This window comes from Nocardia sp. NPDC101769, assembly GCF_044766925.1.
Taxonomy (GTDB): Bacteria; Actinomycetota; Actinomycetes; order Mycobacteriales; family Mycobacteriaceae; genus Nocardia.
On sequence record NZ_JBIWMX010000002.1, the window covers coordinates 269,022 to 288,026 of the forward strand.

The window sequence follows — 19,005 nt, forward strand, 5'->3', positions numbered from 1 at the left end:
GTCCGAGCGATGGGATCACCGATGAAGATGAACGAGCGTGCACAGGAGCTGGTCCGCACCCGGACCCCGTTCGTGCACGCGACCGTCGTGCGCGCCCAGCAGCCGACCTCGGCGCACGCCGGGGACGAGGCGATCCTGTTGCAGGACGGGACGATCGAAGGATTCGTCGGCGGCCAGTGCGCCCAGAACTCGGTCCGCAAGGCGGCGCTGGGTGCCCTGCAGTCGCACGAGAGTGTACTGCTGCGCGTACTGCCCGACGGCGATCTGCATTTTCCCGAAGCGCCCGGGGCGGCGGTGGTGGTGAATCCCTGTCTGTCCGGCGGAGCGCTGGAGATCTTCCTGGAGCCGCAGATCCCGGCGCCGCTGGTGCGCATCTGTGGCGCGACACCCATCGCGGATGCCTTGGCCGACGTGTGCGAACTGGTGGGTTTCGGGGTGCGGCGCAGTGCTGCCGAAGCCGGCTCGCTGGATTCGCTGGCCGATACGACGGTGGTGGTGATCGCCAGCCACGGTGGCCCGGAGGCCGAGATGATCCGCGTCGCGCTCGACGCGGGTGTGGGGTACATCGGGTTGGTGGCCAGCACGATTCGGGGCGCGTCGATCCTCGACGAACTCGAATTGACCGACGCCGAGCGGGCTCGCGTACGCACCCCGGTGGGTTTGCCGATCGGCGCCAGGACGTCCGCGGAGATAGCGGTCTCGATAGTCGCGGAAGTGATCCAGGCGATCCGCAAAGGTGGTCTGGCCGTCGCGCCCCGCACGGCGAATGTCGCGATCGAGGTGCTCGATCCGGTGTGCGGCATGACCGTGACCGTCGGGCCGGACACGCCGCATCTCACTATCGACGGTATCGACCACTGGTTCTGCAGCTCCGGCTGCCGCACCTCCTTCGCAGCGACGAGGACAGGCTCATGACGAACGGGGTCGTCACCGGAGTGGTGCTCGCCGCGGGCACCTCACGGCGTCTCGGCACGGCGAAACAGCTACTGCCGTACCGGAATACGACGGTGCTCGGCGCCACCCTCGACGTGGTGCGGTCCTGCGCGTTCGATCGGATCATCGTCACGCTCGGCGGCGCGGCGGCGGCGGTGATCCAGCAGGTCGATCTCACCGGGGTGGAGGTTGTCCTGGCCGAAGACTTCGGTTCGGGCTGTTCTTCGTCGTTGCGTTCGGCCCTGAACTCGGTGCATCCCCGGGCCGCCGGAATCGTGCTGATGCTCGGTGATCAACCGGGTCTGTCGGCGGCGACCGTCGAGCGGCTGATCGCCGAGGGAACGTCCGCCGCGATCACGGTCTGCCGCTACCACGACGGTATCGGGCATCCATTTTGGCTGAGTCGCAGCATATTCGGCGAGTTGGCCCGATTGCACGGCGACAAGGCCGTGTGGAAGATCATCGAGTCGGGCCGCGTCCCGGTGTCGCAACTCGACGTCGACGCAGCGGTGCCCTTGGACGTGGACACCTGGGACGACTACGAGCGCCTGCGCGCCGCGACCTCGCCATGATGTCCCCGTTCGACGATATCGAGGACGTGGTGCGGCGATTCGACGCCGACGACTACCTGCTCGATACCGGAACCGCCGCCGCCTTCTATCTGGCCACCACGTTGGGTCGGCCACTGTTGCTGGAAGGCGAACCGGGAGTGGGCAAGACGACGGCGGCGAAGACCCTGGCCACTGTGCTGGGCGCACCGCTGATCCGCCTGCAGTGCTACGAGGGTCTCACCGTGAGCGAAGCGCTGTACGACTGGAACTACCAGCGTCAGCTGCTCAGCATCCGGCTCGCCGAGGCGCGCGGCGCCGACCTCACCGAAGCCGACCTGTTCACCGAGGCATATCTGGTCGACCGCCCGATCCTGCGCTGTGTGCGATATCGCGGCCCGACGCCCCCGGTGCTGTTGATCGACGAAATCGACCGTGCCGACGACGAATTCGAAGCGCTGCTGCTCGAATTCCTCGGTGAGGCCACGGTGACCGTTCCCGAACTCGGGACCTTCGTCACCGAACACCCGCCGCTCGCGGTGCTGACCTCGAACCGCAGTCGCGACCTGCACGACGCGCTGCGGCGGCGCTGCCTCTACCACTGGATCGACTACCCGGAACCGGCCCGCGCGGTGGCGATCGTGCGACGCACCGTGCCCGGGGCAACCGACGCGCTGATCGAGCATGCCACCCAATTCGTCGGCCGCGCCCGCGATCTCGATCTCGACAAGCCGCCCGGCGTCGCCGAGACCATCGACTGGATCGCGGCGTTGGTGATGCTCGACGTCGCCGATCTCACCGCGCCGGAGGCGGTCGCCGCGCTCAGCGCGCTGGCGAAAACACCCGACGACCGCACGACCGTCCACGAGGCATTCGTCGAATACACCCGAAGCCTGGCTACCGGATGAGAGGGATACTCCGATGAAGATCGCCAATGAGTTCACCGTCCACGCACCCGTCGAGCAGGCATGGGCGGTGCTGACCGATCTCGAACAGGTGGTTCCGCTCATGCCCGGGGCACAGATGGTCGGCTGGGAGGGCGAGGACTTCCTCGGCAAACTGAAGGTCAAAGTCGGCCCGGTGACCAGTGAATTCACCGGGAAGGCGAATTTCGTCGAGCGCGACGAACACGACCATCGCGCCGTCATCAACGGCAGCGGACGGGATTCACGGGGATCCGGAAACGCGGCGGCGACCATCACCACGCAACTGTGCGAGGACGGCGACAAGACCCGCGTCACCGTGGACACCGACCTCAAGATCGTCGGCAAGCTCGCCCAGTTCGGCAGCGGGATGTTGCAGCAGGTGTCGGAGAAGATGATCGGTCAATTCGTCGCATCTCTGGAAGAGAAACTCGCAGCGGGCGATTCGGCCGCCGCAGCAGCGACGGCCGGGCCGGATAGCCGAGCGGCACGGCCGCAACCGGTCGCGCGAACCGAGCCGGCGCCGCTCGATCTCGTCGAGCTGGTCGGGCCCGCGATGATCAAGAAGTACGCGCCCGCGATCGTGTTCGTGCTCGCGGCCGTGCTCGGAATCATCCTGGTACGCAGGCAGATGCGCGGGAAGCGATGACGCGAGCGGTACTGCTGCGCGGCGTCGATCTGGCGGCATTCGCCGTCGCGGTGGTCGCGCGGCTACGGCGTGGTGGCGTCGCGGTGGCGCCGAGCGGGCCCGCGCTCTTCGTACAGGCTCTGCGGAGCATGGCGCCGCGCTCGCGCACCGAACTCTATTGGGCCGCACGACTCACGCTCGTTGATCGCATGCAGGATCTGGCCGCCTTCGACGCGGTCTTCGCGACGGTGTTCGCCGACGCGGTACTGGGTGTGGACCCGCCGAGCCGAGTGCACGGACTGCCGACCGAACGCGCGTCGGTGCCGGGCACGGGCGGTCGGGGGCAGTCCCGGCAAGGCGGTGAAGTCCCTTGGGCGACACTGCAATCAGCGACCGGTGCCGACCGATCGACCGACCGGGGCGTGGCGCTGCCGGACGTGCTGCCGAGCCGGTTCGCGGCACGGGAACAGGAACCGTTCGCCCGCTTCGATCCGGACGACCTGCGGACGGTCGGCGCCTGGCTGGAGCAGGCGTCGACGCTGTGGCCGCAGCGCCGGAGCAGGCGCTACGCAAACCATCCGCACGGCAAGCGGATCGACTTCCGGGCGACGATGAACGACTCCCGCCGCACCGGCTGGGAGTCGGCGGTGCTGGTCCGCACCCGTCCCCGCCGCCGCCCGCGTCGAATCGTCATGATCTGTGACGTCAGCCGCTCGATGCAGCCGTATTCGACGATCTACCTGCATCTGATGCGGGCAGCGATGCAGCGCCGTTCGCCCGTTCGCCCCGAGGTGTTCGCCTTCTCCACCGCACTGACCAGGCTGACCTCGGTGCTGGCCCACCGTTCCCCGGATGTCGCGGTGGCCCGGGCCAACGACAAGGTGGTCGACCGCTACGGCGGCACGCATATCGGCCGGTGCCTCGGTACGTTGCTCGCAACTCCGTCCGGCAACGCGGTGCGCGGCGCTGTCGTCGTCATCGCATCGGACGGCTGGGACAGCGACACGCCCGATGTCCTCGCCCGCGCGATGGCCCGGATCCGACGCCGGGCTTGGCGCGTCATCTGGCTCAATCCCCGTGCCGGCGACTCCCGATTCCAGCCGACCACCGGTGCGATGGCGGCGGCGCTGCCGTACTGCGACGTCATGATGCCGGCGCACACGCTGGCGGGCATACACGCGTTCATGCAAGCCCTGGCATCGACGATCGTCTCGGAGCCGTCAAGTCCGCCGGAAAGTTGGTTCAGGCACACATTTGGTGATCGTGTGCCTGAACCGGGCTCAGCCGGGACGGCTAACGGCGATCGTGGTCGAGGGTGAACTTCACCTGGTACAGACCTGGGTCGGCGTTGCCGAAGGCCTTGTTGCCCTGGATCAATCCCTCGTTCGTCAGATGCTCGATGACGCGCCGGGCGGCGTCGATGTCCTCGCTCTGGGCGTAATTGACGACCCTGGTGCCGTCGAGACTCCGGTGCAGGCTGGCCGAGATCCAGCCGGGAACCTCGCTGGCGACCTGTGCGGCGCGGGCCAGATAGTCGATCAGCGGTTGCTGCCGACCAGGATCGACGGTGAACACGTTGATCTGGGTGACGGTTCCGTCGACGCGGATGATGGGCATGTGTGCTCCTCGAACTCGATACGAGGCGAGGACAATCGAGAGACCGACAAGACCTCCGGCAGGCAGCCACGTCAAGCCCTCGGCGTCTCGCCGATTGCTTGCCGCGGGGTCACCACTGATGTGGCGACACGGAGCCTCTCGCGGAGGGGGCCGGGCTTACCGATGCCGACCCAGGTCCTTTCCGACATCGCCAGCATAACCGAGCCATCGAGATATCGCGCCTCCGACCGAGCCGGAATGTCGACGACCCGCGAATCCTGGTTCGGCCCACTGTTCGTGATCTACCCGACCGTAATCCACAGGGGCGCTTGCTGTTCGGGGGTTCGATTGCCGAGTGCACTGCCGGTGCCCGGGGCGGAGTGTTCCTCGGCGAAGGAAGCGTCAGTGTAGGCCTGCCAATGGTTCCCATGCGGACATGGCGGCGGTGACGATTGCCTCCAAGTCGGCGCGGGTGGCGCCGTCGCGGGCCTGTATCGACATGCCCTGGTGGACAGTGGTGTAGAACGCGGCCATGGTGTCGACGGTTGCCTCGACGGGAAGGTCGCCCTCGTCGACCGCGCGGCGCAGCCGGGCCGCGATCGCGGCTTGCATGCCGCGACGGTGGTCGGCGAGGAATGCCTGGGCGTCTTGATCTATCGCGGTCCGGGCGGCCAGGGTGACCATGCATCCGGGCGGAGTCGCGGGATCGGCGAAGAAATCGGCGCTCGCGGACAGCAACTCGTGTACCGCCTCGCGGGCGACGGGTGCGTGGTCGAGCGCGAGGCGTGCCGGATTGCCCACGATCGAGTCGTAAAGCTCGACAGCCGCACGGAAGAGTTGTTCCTTGGAGCCGAAGCAGGCATAGATACTGGGCGAGGCGATACCCATTGCGGCCGTGAGGTCCGTCATCGACGTCCCCTCATACCCGTTGCTCCAGAACGCAACCATCGCCTGCCTCAGCACGGCGTCGCGGTCGAAGCCGCGAGGACGACCACGCTCTCCCATCCTCCACCTGCCTTCCGTGGTCCCACGAATTCTGTGTCGTCCATTAAAGATATCTCTTGACGCGGCTTCCGGAGCGTTGCTACCTATTTCTGTGTCGATCAACATAGAAATCGAGGGCGGGGACATGACAACTGAACGCAGCCCCTGGGGGGCACTGGCCGCGCTGTGCGTGGGCTACTTCACGATCCTGTTGGACATGACCATCGTCGCGGTGGCGAACCCGGCGATCATGAACGGCCTGCACACCGACATGTCCAAGGTGATCTGGGTGACCAGTGCCTACCTGCTCACCTTCGCGGTGCCGCTGCTCATCACCGGCCGCCTCGGCGACCGCTTCGGGCCGAAATACCTGTATCTAGGGGGACTTGCGGTCTTCACGCTGGCGTCGCTGTGGTGTGGCTTGGCGGGCAGCGTCGGCTCGCTGATCGCCGCACGAGCAGTTCAAGGTCTCGGCGCCGCGTCGATGGCGCCGCAGACGATGGCGGTGATCGGCCGAATCTTCCCCTGGGACAAGCGCGGCGCGGCGATGGGCGTATGGGGCGGAGTCGCGGGCATCGCGACGCTTATCGGCCCGATCTTGGGCGGTGCGCTCATCGACACCGGCGGCTGGCAGTGGATCTTCTATGTCAACGTGCCGATCGGCTTGCTCGCATTCGTCTTGGGCGCGTGGCTGGTTCCGACGCTGCCGACGAACGATCACCGCTTCGACATCCCCGGAGTGATCGTCGTCGCGATCGGAATGTCGGCCTTGGTGTTCGGCATCCAAGAGGGCAACGGTTACCACTGGGCGGGCTGGGTGTGGGGCTTGATCTTCGGCGGTCTCGTCGTCCTCGCGCTCTTCCTGATGTACCAGGGCCGCACGAAGATCGAACCGCTGGTGCCGCTGGGCCTGTTCCGGAATCGCAATTTCTCCCTCGGCAATGTGGCGACCGGTGCACTGGGCGCGGCGATGACGGCCCAGATGGTGCCGTCGTACTTCTACCTGCAGGCGGTGCGCGACCTGTCCCCGACGAAGGCGGCGCTGGTATTCGCCCCGATGGCAGTCGTTTCCGCCATTCTGTCGCCGATGGTCGGCAAGCTCTCGGACAAGGTGGCGCCGCGCTATCTGCTGACATTCGGCTTCGCCCTGTTCACTCTGGCGGTGTTGTGGTTCATCAGCCTCGCCACCCCGCACGGGTCCATCCCGCTGATGTGCGTGATGTCGGTGCTCTGCGGTATCGGCAGCTCCTGCATTTGGGCGCCGCTCCCGGCGACGGCGTTGCGGAGCCTGCCGCTGCAGCAGATGGGGGCGGCCTCGGGTATCTACAACACCACCCGCCAGGTCGGCTCGGTGCTCGGTAGTGCGGGCATCGGCGCGCTCCTCACCGCGCGTATGGCGGCGCATTCGCTGCCCGCCTCGTCCGGCGAAACCGGCCACCTCCCCGACCTCGGCAAAGCGTCCTACGCCTCGGCCCTGACCGACTCGCTGTACCTCACGGTGATCCTGCTGGCGGTCTGTGCCGTCACCGCGGCGTTCTTTACCTCGACCGAGACGGTCGGCGCCGCGCCGTCTCCGGCAGCGGATGAGAAGACCCAGGCCGACCTGGCCGGCCAGCACTAGCTCCACATTTCGAGAACCGCGCTGCGGCCAGGCATTCACGGATCCGAGTGAACTCGTCGGAACAGGGGTTTGTGCAGTTCGGCATGCAAAAGCCACCCCCGATCGGCAGTGATTGTCGTCGAACGAATTGCTGAGGACCTTCATGAAGCTGTTCTGCTCACATGGCCCGGATCGCGGTTGGCTCAGGTGGCGATGAGTGTGAAATCGATGGCGCTCGGTGCGGGGATCATTTCCGCGGTGACGTGAACCTCGACGGTTCCTTCGAAGGACGGGGTGATGGGAATCGCGGCGGCGATGCCGGTCGAGCCGGTGACGGTGTGCCAGCTGATGCCGTCGGGACTGGGTGGTGACGGGAACACCGCCGCGGCCGATCCGCGCAGGGTGAAGCGCACGGCGACGCCGTCGAGGCCGACGCCGGCGGGGTCGATGACCCGGACGACACAGGGGTGGGCGAACGGGGTTCCGGCCGTGCTTTTCTGATTGTTTCCCGCATGGATGTTCAAGGAGTAATCGGCCATGGCGCACCTTCTCGGGAGGCTCGATGATTCGAGTCAACCGCCGGCGCGCTCAGGGGTGAAGAGTCCTTGGTCATCGTCGCGGCGGATACTCCCGGTCAGTCGAGCTGGATTGTGCGCTGGTGCGTGTCGATGGCGTGGCGTAGTTGGATGCGTGAGAGTTCGTAACCACCGCATTCGCAGTGGGCCGGGAGCGTGTCGTCGGTGTTGCGGTCGCCGTCGAGCAGGTCGACGTAGTGGATGCGGTGCCGGTCGGTGCGATGCGCCTCGTCGATGTAGTCGCGGCGTCCGTGCGCGTGGGGTCCGATCAGCGACTCGTATACCGCGCCTGCGGCAGTGTCGAAAACCGTTGCGACATGGTGGCTTCGACCGCAGCGCACACGCACCAGCGCATGGTCGTCGCGATCGTGCCCCAGATCGTCGAGGGCGCGCCGGGCAGCGAGTTTCCGATCGGATGGGCTGAGATTGGTTGGATTGCTCATCGATTCCTCCGAAGACGGTGGGTGCTACGGAAAGGCCGGCTCGAATTGCTCGCCGGCCATGGACGAAACGAGCGGGTCGGCCGTCAGCTGCCCAGTGAACTCGCGGAGTCCGGACGGCATCCCGTCCGTCGCGCGTCGTCGCGCTGTAACCGTGGTGCCGCGGTCTCGACCGCTGTCATGACCACCTCCGTTCGTGGATGGGCCCAGTTTCTACGCGCCGCAAAGGTCGGCAGAAGGGCCACAAGTCGCACATCGGAAGGCCGGACGACTCGTGGTATCGCCATCTCGAGGCCGCCGACACCGGGTGGGACGAGGCGGCCATCGGAGCTGGAGCACCGGCGACCACCACACCACCCCTGACATCGATGAGATCGCGGCGGATATCGCGACCGGCATCGCGGTGCTGCTCGCTCATGCCCGCGGACGGGCACATCGGCGCACCGCATCCCGGCGCACCCGGCAGCCGCTGGCGGCCCGGCTCCGCACAACATCTGCATCGGAAAACACAGCAGGATGCCGATGTCCTGGGCGGCTCGGGCGGTCGGTATCAGCGCGCCCAGGAGAACGGCGACGGCGGTGAAGGCGACGGCGCCCAACCTGGCCTCCAGCCGCCCCCGATGAGGAGTCCGCGAACCCACCCGAGATCATGAAGGAGGTCATCGGCCGCAGCCTGAAGCAGGCCTGAGGCAGTCGAATCGGGATCCGGCCGAGGCGTGCGTGCCGCCGGCCGGATCCGGTTGAGGGAAGGCAATTCTCATGAGTGCTGAGCTCGTGCTCCGGACGGTCGAGGATGGCGTCGCCACCCTGACCCTGAACCGTCCCGAGAAGTTGAACGCGCTGACGGCGGCCTCGTTCGAGGAGCTGGCGGCGCATCTGGACGCGCTGGCCGGCGCGGACGTCCGGTGCGTGATCCTGACCGGCGCGGGCCGATCCTTCTGTGCCGGACACGATCTGGAGGCGCTGGCCGCAGGCGACGCGCTGGCGTCCCGCTACCACGAGGCGGAGACCATTGCCCGGCTCGAGGCGTTTCCGGCGCCGGTGATCGGCAAGATCCGCGGGCACTGCTTCACCGGTGGGCTCGAATTGGCCCTGGCCTGCGACCTGCTGGTCGCGGGGGAGAGCGCGCAATTCGGAGACACGCACAGTCGGTGGGGCCTGGTCCCGCTGTGGGGCATGTCGGTGCGGCTGCCGGAGCGGGTGGGCACGGCCCGGGCCAAGGAACTCAGCTTCACCGCCCGGCGGTTCAGTGGCGTCGAGGCCGCGGACATGGGCCTGGTGAACCACGCGGTGCCCGACGAGGGGCTGGACGAATTCGTGGCGCACCTGGCCGCGCAGATCAGCGCAAACTCGGCCGGTTCGAATCGAATCTACAAGTCGCTCTATGCGAATTCGCGGGAACTCGGACGTGCCGAGGCGCTGAAGGCGGAGACGGACATGCAGTTCGGGTTGCCGGACGACTCGGCGGAGCGACTGAACAAGCGCTGAGCGCGACGCGGCGAGTAGCACCCGGTCGGGGTTGGGTCGCCGGGCGGACTCGGTGCATCGTGTCGGACCGGGTGTGTCGGGTCGGGCTGGGACCGTCGGTCAGTGCGGGTCAGTGCGGGTCAGTGCGGGTCAGTGCGGGTCAGTGCGGGTCCATCGGGTCAGGCCCGGCACGCCGCCTCGGCGCGGGCGATGAGGAACTCGCGTTCGGTGGTGTTGCGGGCGTTCGCGATTGCGGCGCGGTATGCCTGTGCGGCTTCGGAGTTCCGGCCGAGGCGGCGCAGGAGATCGGCGCGGACGGCATGGAAAAGGTGCTGGTCGGCGAGGTCCAACTGGTCCAGTTCGGCCAGTGCGGCTTCGGGTCCGGCGACCTCGGCGACGGCCACCGCGCGGTTGAGCCGCACCACCGGGCTCGGGGTGAAGGCGAGGAGCTGGTCGTAGAGCTGGAGGATCTGCGGCCAGTCGGTGCCGGCGTCGGTGCGGGCGTCGGTGTGCACGGCGTTGATCGCGGCCTGGATCTGATACGGGCCGGGCTGGTTGCGCCGCAGGCATTCCCGTACCAGGGCGTGGCCCTCGGCGATCAGCGCTGTGTCCCAGAGACTTCGATCCTGCGCCGGGAGGGGCACCAGCTCACCCGTCCCGGAGGTGCGTGCGGCACTGCGTGATTCGCTGAGCAGCAGCAGCGCGAGCAGGCCGCGGACCTCGGGTTCGTCGGGCATGAGCTCGGCGAGCACCCGGGCCAGGCGGATGGCCTCGGCGCACAGGTCGGCGCGGGTCAGGCGCTCGCCGGCGGTGGCGGTGTGACCCTCGGCGTAGATCAGATAGACGACCGCGAGCACGGCGTCGAGCCGGTCGGGCAGGTCGGCGTCGGACGGCACCCGATACGGGATCCGGGCATCGCGAATCTTGCCCTTGGCACGGGTGAGGCGTTGCGCCATGGTCGTTTCCGGCACCAGGAAGGCCCGGGCGACCTCCGCTGTGGACAGCCCGCCCAGCAGGCGGAGGGTCAGCGCCACCTGTGCCTGGCGGGACAGTGCGGGATGACAGCAGGTGAATATCAAGCGCAGCCGGTCGTCGCGCACCGCGCCCTCCTCGATCGGTTCGCCGACTGCCCGCAGCAGCGCGGCCTGGGCGTACTTGTCCGCGCGGGCGGCCTCGCGGCGCAGCCGGTCCACCGCGCGGTTGCGGGCCGTGGTGATGATCCAGCCGGGCGGACTCGGCGGCAGCCCGTCCTGCGGCCAGCGCTGCACGGCGGTGGCGAAGGCATCCTGCACCGCGTCTTCGGCGATATCGACATCGCCGAAGACGCGAATGAGGGAGGCGACCGCGCGGCCGTAGTGCTCGGCGAAGATCGCCGCGACATCGACTGTGCCGGAAGGCATGTCAGCCGTCCTGGATGGGCCGGACCTCGATCGGCAGCCCGATGACGCGCGCCATGCGGCGACCCCAGTCCAGCGCCTCGTCCAGGTCGGCGGCGCGGATGACGGTGAAACCGCCTATGTGCTCCTTGCTTTCGGCAAACGGCCCGTCGGTGACGAGCACTTCCGAGCCCTGCGCGCGCAGCACGGTGGCGGTACTCGGCGCGTGCAGCCCGGCCGCGAAGACCCACGCCCCGGACTCCCGCATCTCGGCGTCGAGTGTCGCCAGCTCGCTCATGATCTCGTCGAGATTGTCCGGCGGCGCGGTGTCGTCGGGCTGGTAGATGCTGAGCAGGTACTCGGTCAACGGGACTCCTCTCCGGCGGGACGATAGGTGGCCATGAGGACACCGGTCGTCGTGGTGACGCTGTCGGTCAGCCGCAGTGGGCCCACGTCGACGCCGTCGAACAGGCGCGCGCCGGGACCGACCGTCAACGGGTGGATCGAGAGCAGATACTCGTCGATCATGCCCGCGCGCATGAGGGAGCGCAGCAACTCGCCGCTGCCGAGGACCACCAGATCCAGGTCCGGCCGCCCGGCGCCCAGCGCGCGCACGGCCGCGACCCCGTCGCCGGGCAGCAGGGTCGAGTTCTGCCACGGCAACGGTTCGGCGAGGGTGCGGGAGCAGACGAACTTCTCCGCCTTGTTCAGCACCTCGGTGAACGGATTGTCCGTCCGATGCGTCCAGACTCCGAAGAAGTCCTCGTAGGTGCGGCGGCCGAACAACAGGCCGCCGTCGCTGTGCGCGGCCATGTGCGCGCCCATGACGCGGCCCTGGATCGGGTCCGCGTACCGGTGCGCCCAGCCGCCGCCGGTGAATCCGTTCCGGGTGTCCTCGTCGGCCCGGCCCGGCGCCTGCATGACGCCGTCGAGGGTGAGGTTGACGACCGCGGTGATCCTGCCCATGTTCGCTCCTTGGCTGCGACCCGGCCAGGTTGCCGGGTTCATCCTCTACACGAACGGGCTGCCGCGATCACGACACCGCCGCGGAAAGTTTCCGACGGCTCAGACCTCGAGGTGCTCCTCGATGTCGCGGAGCCGATGCCGGGCGAGTGCCGGATTGCCCCGGGTCCGGTCCAGCGTGACATGCAGGAACAGCCCCCGCGAGCGCCGCCCGCGCAGTGGCCGCACCAGGTGGTACCGACTGTTGAGGGTGATGAGCACGTCGTCGATCTCCTCAGTGAGCCCGAGCTGCTCGATGGTGCGCAGCTTGGCCCGCACCACGTGCCGTGACGCTTCGCCCGCGCGGGACCGGCGTGAGGTGGTTTGCTGAAGAATCCGCAAGGTACGCAATTCACAACTTACGCAATCAGTTAGACGCGTCCGGGCCCGAGAAAACCTGCGGGCGCGGCCGTTGCCGGCAGCGCCCGCAGACTCGCCACGTCATCGGCTCAGCTCAGCCGCACAGGCTCCCCGGCGCGGTGGCCGCGTCGAGGAACAGCACGGCCTCCTCCTTCTCGGCCGCCCCACCCGGAAGCTGTTCGGACAGCTGCTCCTTGGTCATGCCCGAAGCGATCGCCGCGCAATCGGCCTTGCCGACATCGATGGCCGCGAGCTGCTGATCCTGATCGGTCAGGAGCTCACCGCGCCCCTGCAGATAGCTCACGAACGCCTGCTCCGGCGCGGTCAGTGCGCGCTCCGCTCCGGCCACCCCCGTGGCCGCCCCCAGCAACGCGACCCCTGCAGCCACCACTCCGAAACCCGAAGCGAGACGGCTCTTCTTACCCACGAACTCTCCTTCAACATCGAACGAACCCGGCGAGCGTACCCCGGTCGGTCGCGTTCCAGGATGCTCGTCACCAGCATGGTGTGATCCTCGAGCCCGCCGCCGCCCGGTCCGGCCGAGCTCGGCGGAGGCCTGCTCGTACTCCTGGCGCGTCCACGGTTGCACGCCGGTAACCGCGTGATAGACCTCGTAACTGGGCGGGAACCACGGCTGCTGTGCCCAGCGGCACCCGCGCCGGAGCACGCGTGTCAGCCGATCGGCCAGCCCGCCGGCGCCGCGGCCACCCCGAGCGCGCCCGCGCCCAGCAGGGCGCTCACCACACCGCGGCGCGCCGCCAGCAGCCACGCCGCGGCAGCCGCGAGCACCGCGAACTGCCAGAGGTGGTGCAGTGCAAGGGCGAGCGGGAACGCGGAGCCCGCGATCGCTCCGATGACGGCCGGTCCGGCACCGGTGAAGAACGCCTGCACGCGCTGGTCGGCCCGCAGCCGGTCGAAGTACTTGCCGCCGGCCAGCACGAAGGCGAACGACGGCGCGAAGGCGACCGCGGCGGCCGGCAATCCGCCCGGCACGCCCGCGGCCGCATACCCGACCACCGCCACCGTCTGCACCACCGGGCGCGGCGTGATCTGGCCGAGCGCAACGGCATTGAGGAATTGCGCTCCGGTCGTCCAGCCGTAGCGGTAGACCGCATCGGCCTGCATGAGCGGGCGGCCAGGACCAGGATCAGTGCCAAACCCGGTGCGATGAAACAGCATCCGCCGACGAGCGCCCCGCGGGTGCCGCGCAGCCGCCAGCGGTGTAGATCGCCAGCTGGGTCGAGGCCGGTCCGGGAAGCAGCTCGGTACGGCGGCGGGCTCACTTCAGAGTGGCGTGCAGCAGGGTCACTCCGGCGGTGAGGGCCGCGCCCGCCACCGACCAACTGGTGCCCGCGGGCTGGGTGGACAACACCACCACGGTGTAGCGGTAAGGCTGATCGGGGGAGGGGGAGACCAGGCCGGTGGTGTCCAGGGTGGTCGAGGAGTTCAGATCCATCCAGCCCTGTTTGACCGCCCAGTTCGCACCGGTGAGGGCATCGGGGATGCCGAAGTACTGGTCGGTGCCGTCGGCCGCGGTCTGGGAGGCGTTGTGCAGCGCGCCGACGATCAGGTCCCGGGCCGGGGCCGGGATCGCGGTGGTGATGTAGTGGAAGACGGAGACGACATCCCGTGGCGTGGTGAGGGTTTCGCCCCACTGAGCGGTGTCTTCGGGCGCGGTGGTCGCGGTCAGTCCGATGGTGGCGACCATGCGATCGATGATGGCGTTGTTGCCGCCGTTGTCCCACATCACGTCGGCGATGTCGTCATCACTGGTGGAGAGCATCTGGGTGAGTTGGCGCGTGGTGTCCGGATCCGGTTGCCAATTCTGGGTTTTCAGAGCGTCCAGCGCGATGAGCAGCTTGACCACCGAGGCGGTATAGAACTGCTCGTCGGCATTGAGGCTGGCGATGGCCGCCCCGGTGGTGGTGTCCACCACGTCGATGCCGACGCTGGTCCCGGGCGAGGACGCCTGGATGGCGGTCTGCATCTGCTGAGCGATGGCTGTCACCGAAATGGGGTGCGGAGCAATCACAGTCGTGCTGGGTGCCGTGGTCTCGGGTATCTGGCCGACACCGGCCTGATCGTGAGACGTGGCGAACGCGGTGGGAGCGCTGAGGGCTGCCAGGGAGATCACGGCGACGAAACTGCCGGCCGCGATCCAGAACCACCGTGCGTGCGGTGAAGGGGCCTGAATCGAGGTCATAGTCAATTACATCGACACGAACCTCGAGACATTTCCAGCCGAAAGCTGTCAATTTCCTGTTAACTACGGCGCGAACAGATCTCGGTTCGGAGGCGATGCCGACCAGCTATTTCACCGCGAACGAAAATCATTTCCGGGTCTGGATTCATCCCGGTGGCAACGGAAAGGGGTACCAGTCATGAGATTGTTCGAAAAGTCCTCGTAAAGAGGCTCGCCGCCTTCGCTTTCGGGGTGCTGGTCATGATCGCCCCGGTCCTCGCCCACGCTGATGCGGACCATGGCAACGGATGTGTCCTGTTCTCCGACAACACATCAGCAACTGTGGATTCGCTCCGGTTCAGATGTTCGACCGAACAGCTGGACGCGATCCATCGGGACGCCCCGCGTGGCGACGTGCCGGTCGGCGCGACGGACGGCCGGGTCGCCGCGCCGCACCGGATGCGGTCCTGGGCACCGCTGATCTGGATCGGCAAGGACTTCTCCACCGGGCCCGAGGGCGGCACTGTGATGAACCGTCTCACCGGAGCCTGTGCCGGCGCCCCTGCCGCCCGGCCGTTTTCGTGCCGGGCGGCAGCGGTCCGCTCGAGTGGGTTCGCGACCCTGTCACACGCCGCGGTAAACCTTGCGGGCGGTCGCGATCAGCGGAATCTGGAGCGGGAGGCGCAGCAGCGCGCCGATTTTCAGCGCCAGGGGGCGATCGCTGCGCAGCCAGTCGGCCGCCATCTGCAGATTCCCGGGGAAGACGGCGAGGAAGATCAGCACGGCCAGGCGCGCGCCCAGACCGCGGGTGCGGGGGACCACCAGCAGTGCGCCGGAGACCACCTCGGCCATGCCCGAAACCTGGGTGTAGGTGCGGGGTTTGCCCGGGAGCTGAGGCGGGATCAGGGCGTCGTAGGGCTTGGGCGCGAGGAAGTGCAGGGCGCCCGAGCCGAGCAGCAGCGCGGCCAGGGCGAGGGCGCGGGCCCGAATGCCATTGGAGCCGACCGGTTGGATTGCCGCGGAGGAGTGCGACAGATCTGCTGTCATTGCTGCAGCATAACCGGTCGGTATGTATTGCCCGGCGGGTAACCGCCTTCCGCCTTCTGCTCGGTGTGTCGTCGTGGCGAGTGGCCGATCGCCAAGGGATAGCGCACAATTAGGCGGCTATCCGGCTCGAGCAGGGGAAGTTATGAAGGTGCACAAAGGGCTTGCGATGGCCCTGCTGGTCCTGAGTTTGACGGTCGCTTGCTCGAAGGAGGAAGCCACCCATCCGGCCAACGCACCGGCACAAGCGGTTCCGCAGCCCGCGCCCAAGGAGAAGGAGGGCGCCATTCCGGTCGGCCCGGGCCCTCAGGGCACGTACACGGTGGCGGCGCAGCCCGCGCCCGGCAGCTGCCACTACCGCAAGACCTCCGACGGCCAGCCGCTACCCGACCCGAACTGCACCCCGGGCGCGACGAATCCCAAAGTGACAGCGGCGAATCTGGCCGACACCATCTGTAAGTCGGGCTATACCGCCTCGATTCGGCCCAACACGTCGATCACGAATCCGGAAAAGGCCGCCAATATCAAGTCCTACGACTACACCGGCGATCCCCGCGATGCCGAGTACGACCATCTGATCTCGCTGGAGCTGGGTGGCGACCCCAACGATCCGCGCAATATCTGGGTCGAACCGCCGTCACCGGGCCACCAAGCCGGCGCCGGGCCGAACAATCCCAAGGACGGCGTGGAGACCAAGCTGCACACGCTGGTCTGCAATGGCAAGGTGGCGCTGGTCGACGCCCAGGTGGCGATCGCCACCGACTGGACCACCGCGCTGGCGAAGGTCGGCTTCCCCAATAGCTAGGGGCGCGTCGCGTCCGGCGTGCCGGGCCGAAACCACCGCTGGACTCGAACCCGCGGGCCTACGATCGAACGATGTCAGCGCCGCAGGACCCCTCGACGATGATCGAGGGCCGGGTCGTGCACAAGGTGAGCAACGCGCTGAAGATCACCTTCAGTGCCGGCCCAGGAGAACCTCTGGCCACCGGGGTGCAGGGCGCGGGCAATGGCCTCGCGGCCAAGGCCGCCATACTGTTCGGCTTCAAGAACGGCGGCACCGGCAGGCATCGCATCACCTACGCCGACGGGTCGGTGGTCTGGGTGGAGTCCAAGCACTCCGCGCCCACCGTGCTCAGCCGGGGCGACGGGACCTCGCTCGCCACCGTTCATCGCGCCGACACCTCGACCGCCGTGGGATCCACGGCGGGAACGCTTTTCCACTTCGTACCCGATCCGGAGGAGGCCCGGACCCCGGAGCTCTTCCGCATCGTGGTGCTCGACCGCATGGGGCAGGAGGCCGGCCGCCTCGACGTGGTGCGCACGGTCGGCGGTTGGACCCTGCGCCGCATCGCGAACGATCTCTACAACGAGTCCTTCTGGTGGGATCGGGCCGGGCAGCCGCTACCCGTACCGATCCTGGGCACCCGGCTCTGGTTCAAGCACCCGCTCGACCCGGTGGAGCGGGACGTGCTGCTGGGCGTCTGCGTGGACATCGCCCTGGGATTGCGACCGTACATCGCGGTCATGAAGTAGGAGAACGGCTTCCGGGACTCCCGCCCGCCTGCGCGGGAGTCCCGGAGGTCCGGGGTCGGGTCGGAGACCCGGTCAGTCGGAGACCTTGAGGACCAGCTTGCCGAGATTCTTACCGGTGAGCAGGCCCTGGAAGGCGGCGACGGCATGGTCGAGGCCGTCGACCACATCCTCGAGGTAGACGAGCTTGCCCTCCGCGATCCATTGCGCCGCCGCGGGATAGAACTCAGCGGCCTGGCCCGCGAACTCGGACACGATGAAGCCGCGCACGGTCAGGCTCCGGCGCAGGACGCTCGACATGAGCAGCGGCAGCCGGTCGGGGCCCGGCGGCAGGTCGGTGTCGTTGTAGTTGGCGATCAAGCCGCACACCGGAATTCGGGCGAACTGATTGAGCCGGGGCAGGACGGCGTCGAAGACCGCGCCGCCGACATTCTCGAAGTAGACGTCGATGCCGTCCGGGGTGGCGGCGGCCAGCTGCTCGGCGAAGTCGGGGGCGCGGTGGTCGACGGCGGCGTCGAAGCCGAAGCGCTCACGCAGCAGGGCGACCTTCTCCGGGCCGCCCGCGATGCCGACGGCTCGCGCGCCCTTGATCTTCGCGATCTGGCCAACGGTCGAACCGACTGGTCCGGTGGCGGCGGCGACCACCACGGTCTCGCCCGGCTTCGGCTGCCCGATGGTGAGCAGACCGGAGTACGCGGTCAGGCCCGGCATTCCCAGCACGCCCAGGGCGGTGGTGAGCGGCGCGGCATTCGGGTCCAGCTGCTGCAGGGCCCGAACATTCTCGACCGAGTGCGTCTGCCAGCCGCCCCAGCCCAGCACGATATCGCCGGGCCGCAGTGCGGAATCGGTGGATTCGACGACGCGGGACACGGTCGCGCCGCACATGGTCTCGTCGATCCCGACCGGAGCGGCGTAGGAGGGCGCGTCGCTCATGCGGCCGCGCATGTACGGGTCCAGCGACAGATACCGCGTCTGCAGCAGCGCCTCGCCCGGCTGCGGCGGGCCCAGTTCGACCGTCTCGGTGCGGAAATTCTCCGGCTGTGGCATACCGATCGGGCGGGAGGCCAGGACTATACGGATGGATTTCATCGTCGGAACGACCTTTCGATGGGCAACCCCTTCATTTCATTCTGGACATTGTGGACCGGCATCAGGTCTGCTCCGCGCGCCAGGTATCGAAACTGGTCATGATGTGACGGCGGACGGTCGCCTACTCCGGCACCAGGCCGCGGCCGCAGGAACCGAGGCGGTGAGCGGCGTGCCCGCGATGGTGGTGACCGTGATGCGCATTCAGTCCATTTGTCCGGGTTTCCTCTCTTGATCTCGGTGGCGGTGATGGGATGCAGGGGATTCCCAGGGTGGCGGGAATTCTCGTCACTCGGGGGTATGGCCGTCGGCGTGAATGGTGTTGCCGTAGAAGCCTTCGGGTTGTCGGGCCAGGAGTGGAGGGAGTTGGCGGGTGATGGCGGCTACCGGTTCGGAGCGGGTGGTTGCGTCGTGGGCGGGCTTGTTGATCCACAGTTGGGTGAGCCAGATGGTGTCGGGGTCGTCGGGGGCTGTGTTGATGGTGTAGGTGAGTAGGCCACTGGTGGGGCCGCCGGCGCGGAATCCGTTCAGGAGCAAGGTGATCAGGTCGTCACGGCGGCCGGGGAGGGCGGTCATTCGGCCGTAGACGCTGAACATGGTGTCGTCGGACATCGGGTCACCCTTTCGGTTGGGCGGTGCGTGGTCGAGCGTACGTTGAAACACGTTGCGCAGGTTGGTGGTTGGGTGTGCGGCACTCGACGGCCGCGGCCGTGGTGAATCAGGTCGGGTGG

Annotated in this window: 23 protein-coding genes; 9 read left to right on the plus strand and 14 right to left on the minus strand. The window is 67.9% G+C overall.

The window, feature by feature from the left end:
* The first annotated feature begins 21 nt into the window (after positions 1-21).
* Genes ACIRRA_RS04205 through ACIRRA_RS04225 form a run of 5 tightly spaced genes read left to right on the plus strand, consistent with a single transcriptional unit; the run spans position 22 to position 4,351 of the window.
* Positions 22-915, plus strand: a complete 894-nt coding sequence (locus ACIRRA_RS04205; RefSeq protein ID WP_402762845.1) for an XdhC family protein — start codon at positions 22-24, stop codon at positions 913-915.
* On the plus strand, positions 912-1,505 hold the full coding sequence (locus tag ACIRRA_RS04210) for an NTP transferase domain-containing protein (protein WP_402762848.1): 594 nt from the start codon (positions 912-914) through the stop codon (positions 1,503-1,505). Before ACIRRA_RS04205 ends, ACIRRA_RS04210 begins: the two co-directional genes overlap by 4 nt.
* Positions 1,502-2,389: an AAA family ATPase gene (locus tag ACIRRA_RS04215; protein WP_402762850.1), complete on the plus strand. Its 888-nt coding sequence runs from the start codon at positions 1,502-1,504 to the stop codon at positions 2,387-2,389. Before ACIRRA_RS04210 ends, ACIRRA_RS04215 begins: the two co-directional genes overlap by 4 nt.
* A 13-nt stretch (positions 2,390-2,402) precedes the next feature.
* Entirely contained in the window at positions 2,403-3,053 is a 651-nt protein-coding gene (locus ACIRRA_RS04220) for an SRPBCC family protein (protein ID WP_402762853.1), read from the plus strand.
* Complete coding sequence (locus ACIRRA_RS04225; protein WP_402762855.1) at positions 3,050-4,351, plus strand: VWA domain-containing protein; 1,302 nt, start codon at positions 3,050-3,052, stop codon at positions 4,349-4,351. Before ACIRRA_RS04220 ends, ACIRRA_RS04225 begins: the two co-directional genes overlap by 4 nt.
* Here ACIRRA_RS04225 and ACIRRA_RS04230 read toward each other — a convergent pair.
* Together ACIRRA_RS04230 and ACIRRA_RS04235 are read right to left on the minus strand one after the other, a co-directional pair.
* Entirely contained in the window at positions 4,326-4,649 is a 324-nt protein-coding gene (locus ACIRRA_RS04230) for an antibiotic biosynthesis monooxygenase family protein (RefSeq protein ID WP_402762858.1), read from the minus strand. The genes ACIRRA_RS04225 and ACIRRA_RS04230 overlap by 26 nt on opposite strands.
* Before the next feature lie 381 nt (positions 4,650-5,030).
* Positions 5,031-5,537 carry a TetR/AcrR family transcriptional regulator gene (locus ACIRRA_RS04235; protein ID WP_402762860.1) on the minus strand — a complete coding sequence of 169 codons (507 nt, stop codon included), beginning with the start codon at positions 5,535-5,537 and terminating at the stop codon, positions 5,031-5,033.
* Positions 5,538-5,757: 220 nt separating this feature from the next.
* On the opposite strand from ACIRRA_RS04235, the gene ACIRRA_RS04240 reads away from it, so the two are divergent.
* On the plus strand, positions 5,758-7,233 hold the full coding sequence (locus ACIRRA_RS04240; RefSeq protein ID WP_402763687.1) for an MFS transporter: 1,476 nt from the start codon (positions 5,758-5,760) through the stop codon (positions 7,231-7,233).
* Between the two features lie 182 nt (positions 7,234-7,415).
* Here the strand turns inward: ACIRRA_RS04240 and ACIRRA_RS04245 are convergent, their stop codons facing one another.
* Complete coding sequence (locus ACIRRA_RS04245) at positions 7,416-7,751, minus strand: hypothetical protein (RefSeq protein WP_402762863.1); 336 nt, start codon at positions 7,749-7,751, stop codon at positions 7,416-7,418.
* 95 nt (positions 7,752-7,846) lie between these two features.
* Complete coding sequence (locus tag ACIRRA_RS04250) at positions 7,847-8,230, minus strand: hypothetical protein (protein WP_402762865.1); 384 nt, start codon at positions 8,228-8,230, stop codon at positions 7,847-7,849.
* A 756-nt stretch (positions 8,231-8,986) separates the two neighbouring features.
* Here ACIRRA_RS04250 and ACIRRA_RS04255 point away from each other — a divergent pair.
* Entirely contained in the window at positions 8,987-9,715 is a 729-nt protein-coding gene (locus tag ACIRRA_RS04255) for an enoyl-CoA hydratase/isomerase family protein (protein ID WP_402762868.1), read from the plus strand.
* A gap of 158 nt (positions 9,716-9,873) precedes the next feature.
* Here ACIRRA_RS04255 and ACIRRA_RS04260 read toward each other — a convergent pair whose 3' ends face one another.
* From ACIRRA_RS04260 to ACIRRA_RS04295, 8 genes are all read right to left on the minus strand, one after another.
* Positions 9,874-11,094, minus strand: a complete 1,221-nt coding sequence (locus ACIRRA_RS04260; RefSeq protein ID WP_402762870.1) for an RNA polymerase sigma factor — start codon at positions 11,092-11,094, stop codon at positions 9,874-9,876.
* 1 nt (position 11,095) lies between these two features.
* The gene (locus tag ACIRRA_RS04265) at positions 11,096-11,437 is read right to left on the minus strand and encodes a YciI family protein (protein ID WP_402762873.1); all 342 of its coding nucleotides are present in this window, start codon (positions 11,435-11,437) and stop codon (positions 11,096-11,098) included.
* Positions 11,434-12,036 (minus strand): dihydrofolate reductase family protein, encoded by a 603-nt coding sequence (locus ACIRRA_RS04270; RefSeq protein ID WP_402762876.1) that lies wholly within the window; start codon positions 12,034-12,036, stop codon positions 11,434-11,436. The genes ACIRRA_RS04265 and ACIRRA_RS04270 overlap by 4 nt, the downstream gene beginning before the upstream one ends.
* Before the next feature lie 99 nt (positions 12,037-12,135).
* A complete protein-coding gene (locus ACIRRA_RS04275; RefSeq protein ID WP_402762879.1) occupies positions 12,136-12,354 on the minus strand; it encodes a hypothetical protein in 219 nt (72 codons plus the stop codon).
* A 172-nt stretch (positions 12,355-12,526) separates the two neighbouring features.
* Positions 12,527-12,859 carry a DUF732 domain-containing protein gene (locus ACIRRA_RS04280; protein WP_402762881.1) on the minus strand — a complete coding sequence of 111 codons (333 nt, stop codon included), beginning with the start codon at positions 12,857-12,859 and terminating at the stop codon, positions 12,527-12,529.
* 245 nt (positions 12,860-13,104) lie between these two features.
* Complete coding sequence (locus tag ACIRRA_RS04285) at positions 13,105-13,557, minus strand: chromate transporter (protein ID WP_402762883.1); 453 nt, start codon at positions 13,555-13,557, stop codon at positions 13,105-13,107.
* A gap of 154 nt (positions 13,558-13,711) precedes the next feature.
* Positions 13,712-14,635, minus strand: a complete 924-nt coding sequence (locus tag ACIRRA_RS04290; RefSeq protein ID WP_402762886.1) for a hypothetical protein — start codon at positions 14,633-14,635, stop codon at positions 13,712-13,714.
* A 603-nt stretch (positions 14,636-15,238) separates the two neighbouring features.
* On the minus strand, positions 15,239-15,661 hold the full coding sequence (locus tag ACIRRA_RS04295) for a hypothetical protein (RefSeq protein ID WP_402762888.1): 423 nt from the start codon (positions 15,659-15,661) through the stop codon (positions 15,239-15,241).
* Positions 15,662-15,803: 142 nt separating this feature from the next.
* Between ACIRRA_RS04295 and ACIRRA_RS04300 the strand changes: the two genes are divergently transcribed.
* Positions 15,804-16,463 carry a hypothetical protein gene (locus tag ACIRRA_RS04300; protein ID WP_402762890.1) on the plus strand — a complete coding sequence of 220 codons (660 nt, stop codon included), beginning with the start codon at positions 15,804-15,806 and terminating at the stop codon, positions 16,461-16,463.
* A gap of 71 nt (positions 16,464-16,534) precedes the next feature.
* Positions 16,535-17,191 (plus strand): hypothetical protein, encoded by a 657-nt coding sequence (locus ACIRRA_RS04305; protein WP_356998322.1) that lies wholly within the window; start codon positions 16,535-16,537, stop codon positions 17,189-17,191.
* 72 nt (positions 17,192-17,263) lie between these two features.
* Here ACIRRA_RS04305 and ACIRRA_RS04310 read toward each other — a convergent pair whose 3' ends face one another.
* Entirely contained in the window at positions 17,264-18,277 is a 1,014-nt protein-coding gene (locus tag ACIRRA_RS04310; protein WP_402762893.1) for an NADP-dependent oxidoreductase, read from the minus strand.
* A gap of 285 nt (positions 18,278-18,562) precedes the next feature.
* Positions 18,563-18,886 carry a putative quinol monooxygenase gene (locus tag ACIRRA_RS04315; RefSeq protein WP_402762896.1) on the minus strand — a complete coding sequence of 108 codons (324 nt, stop codon included), beginning with the start codon at positions 18,884-18,886 and terminating at the stop codon, positions 18,563-18,565.
* Positions 18,887-19,005 lie beyond the last annotated feature (119 nt).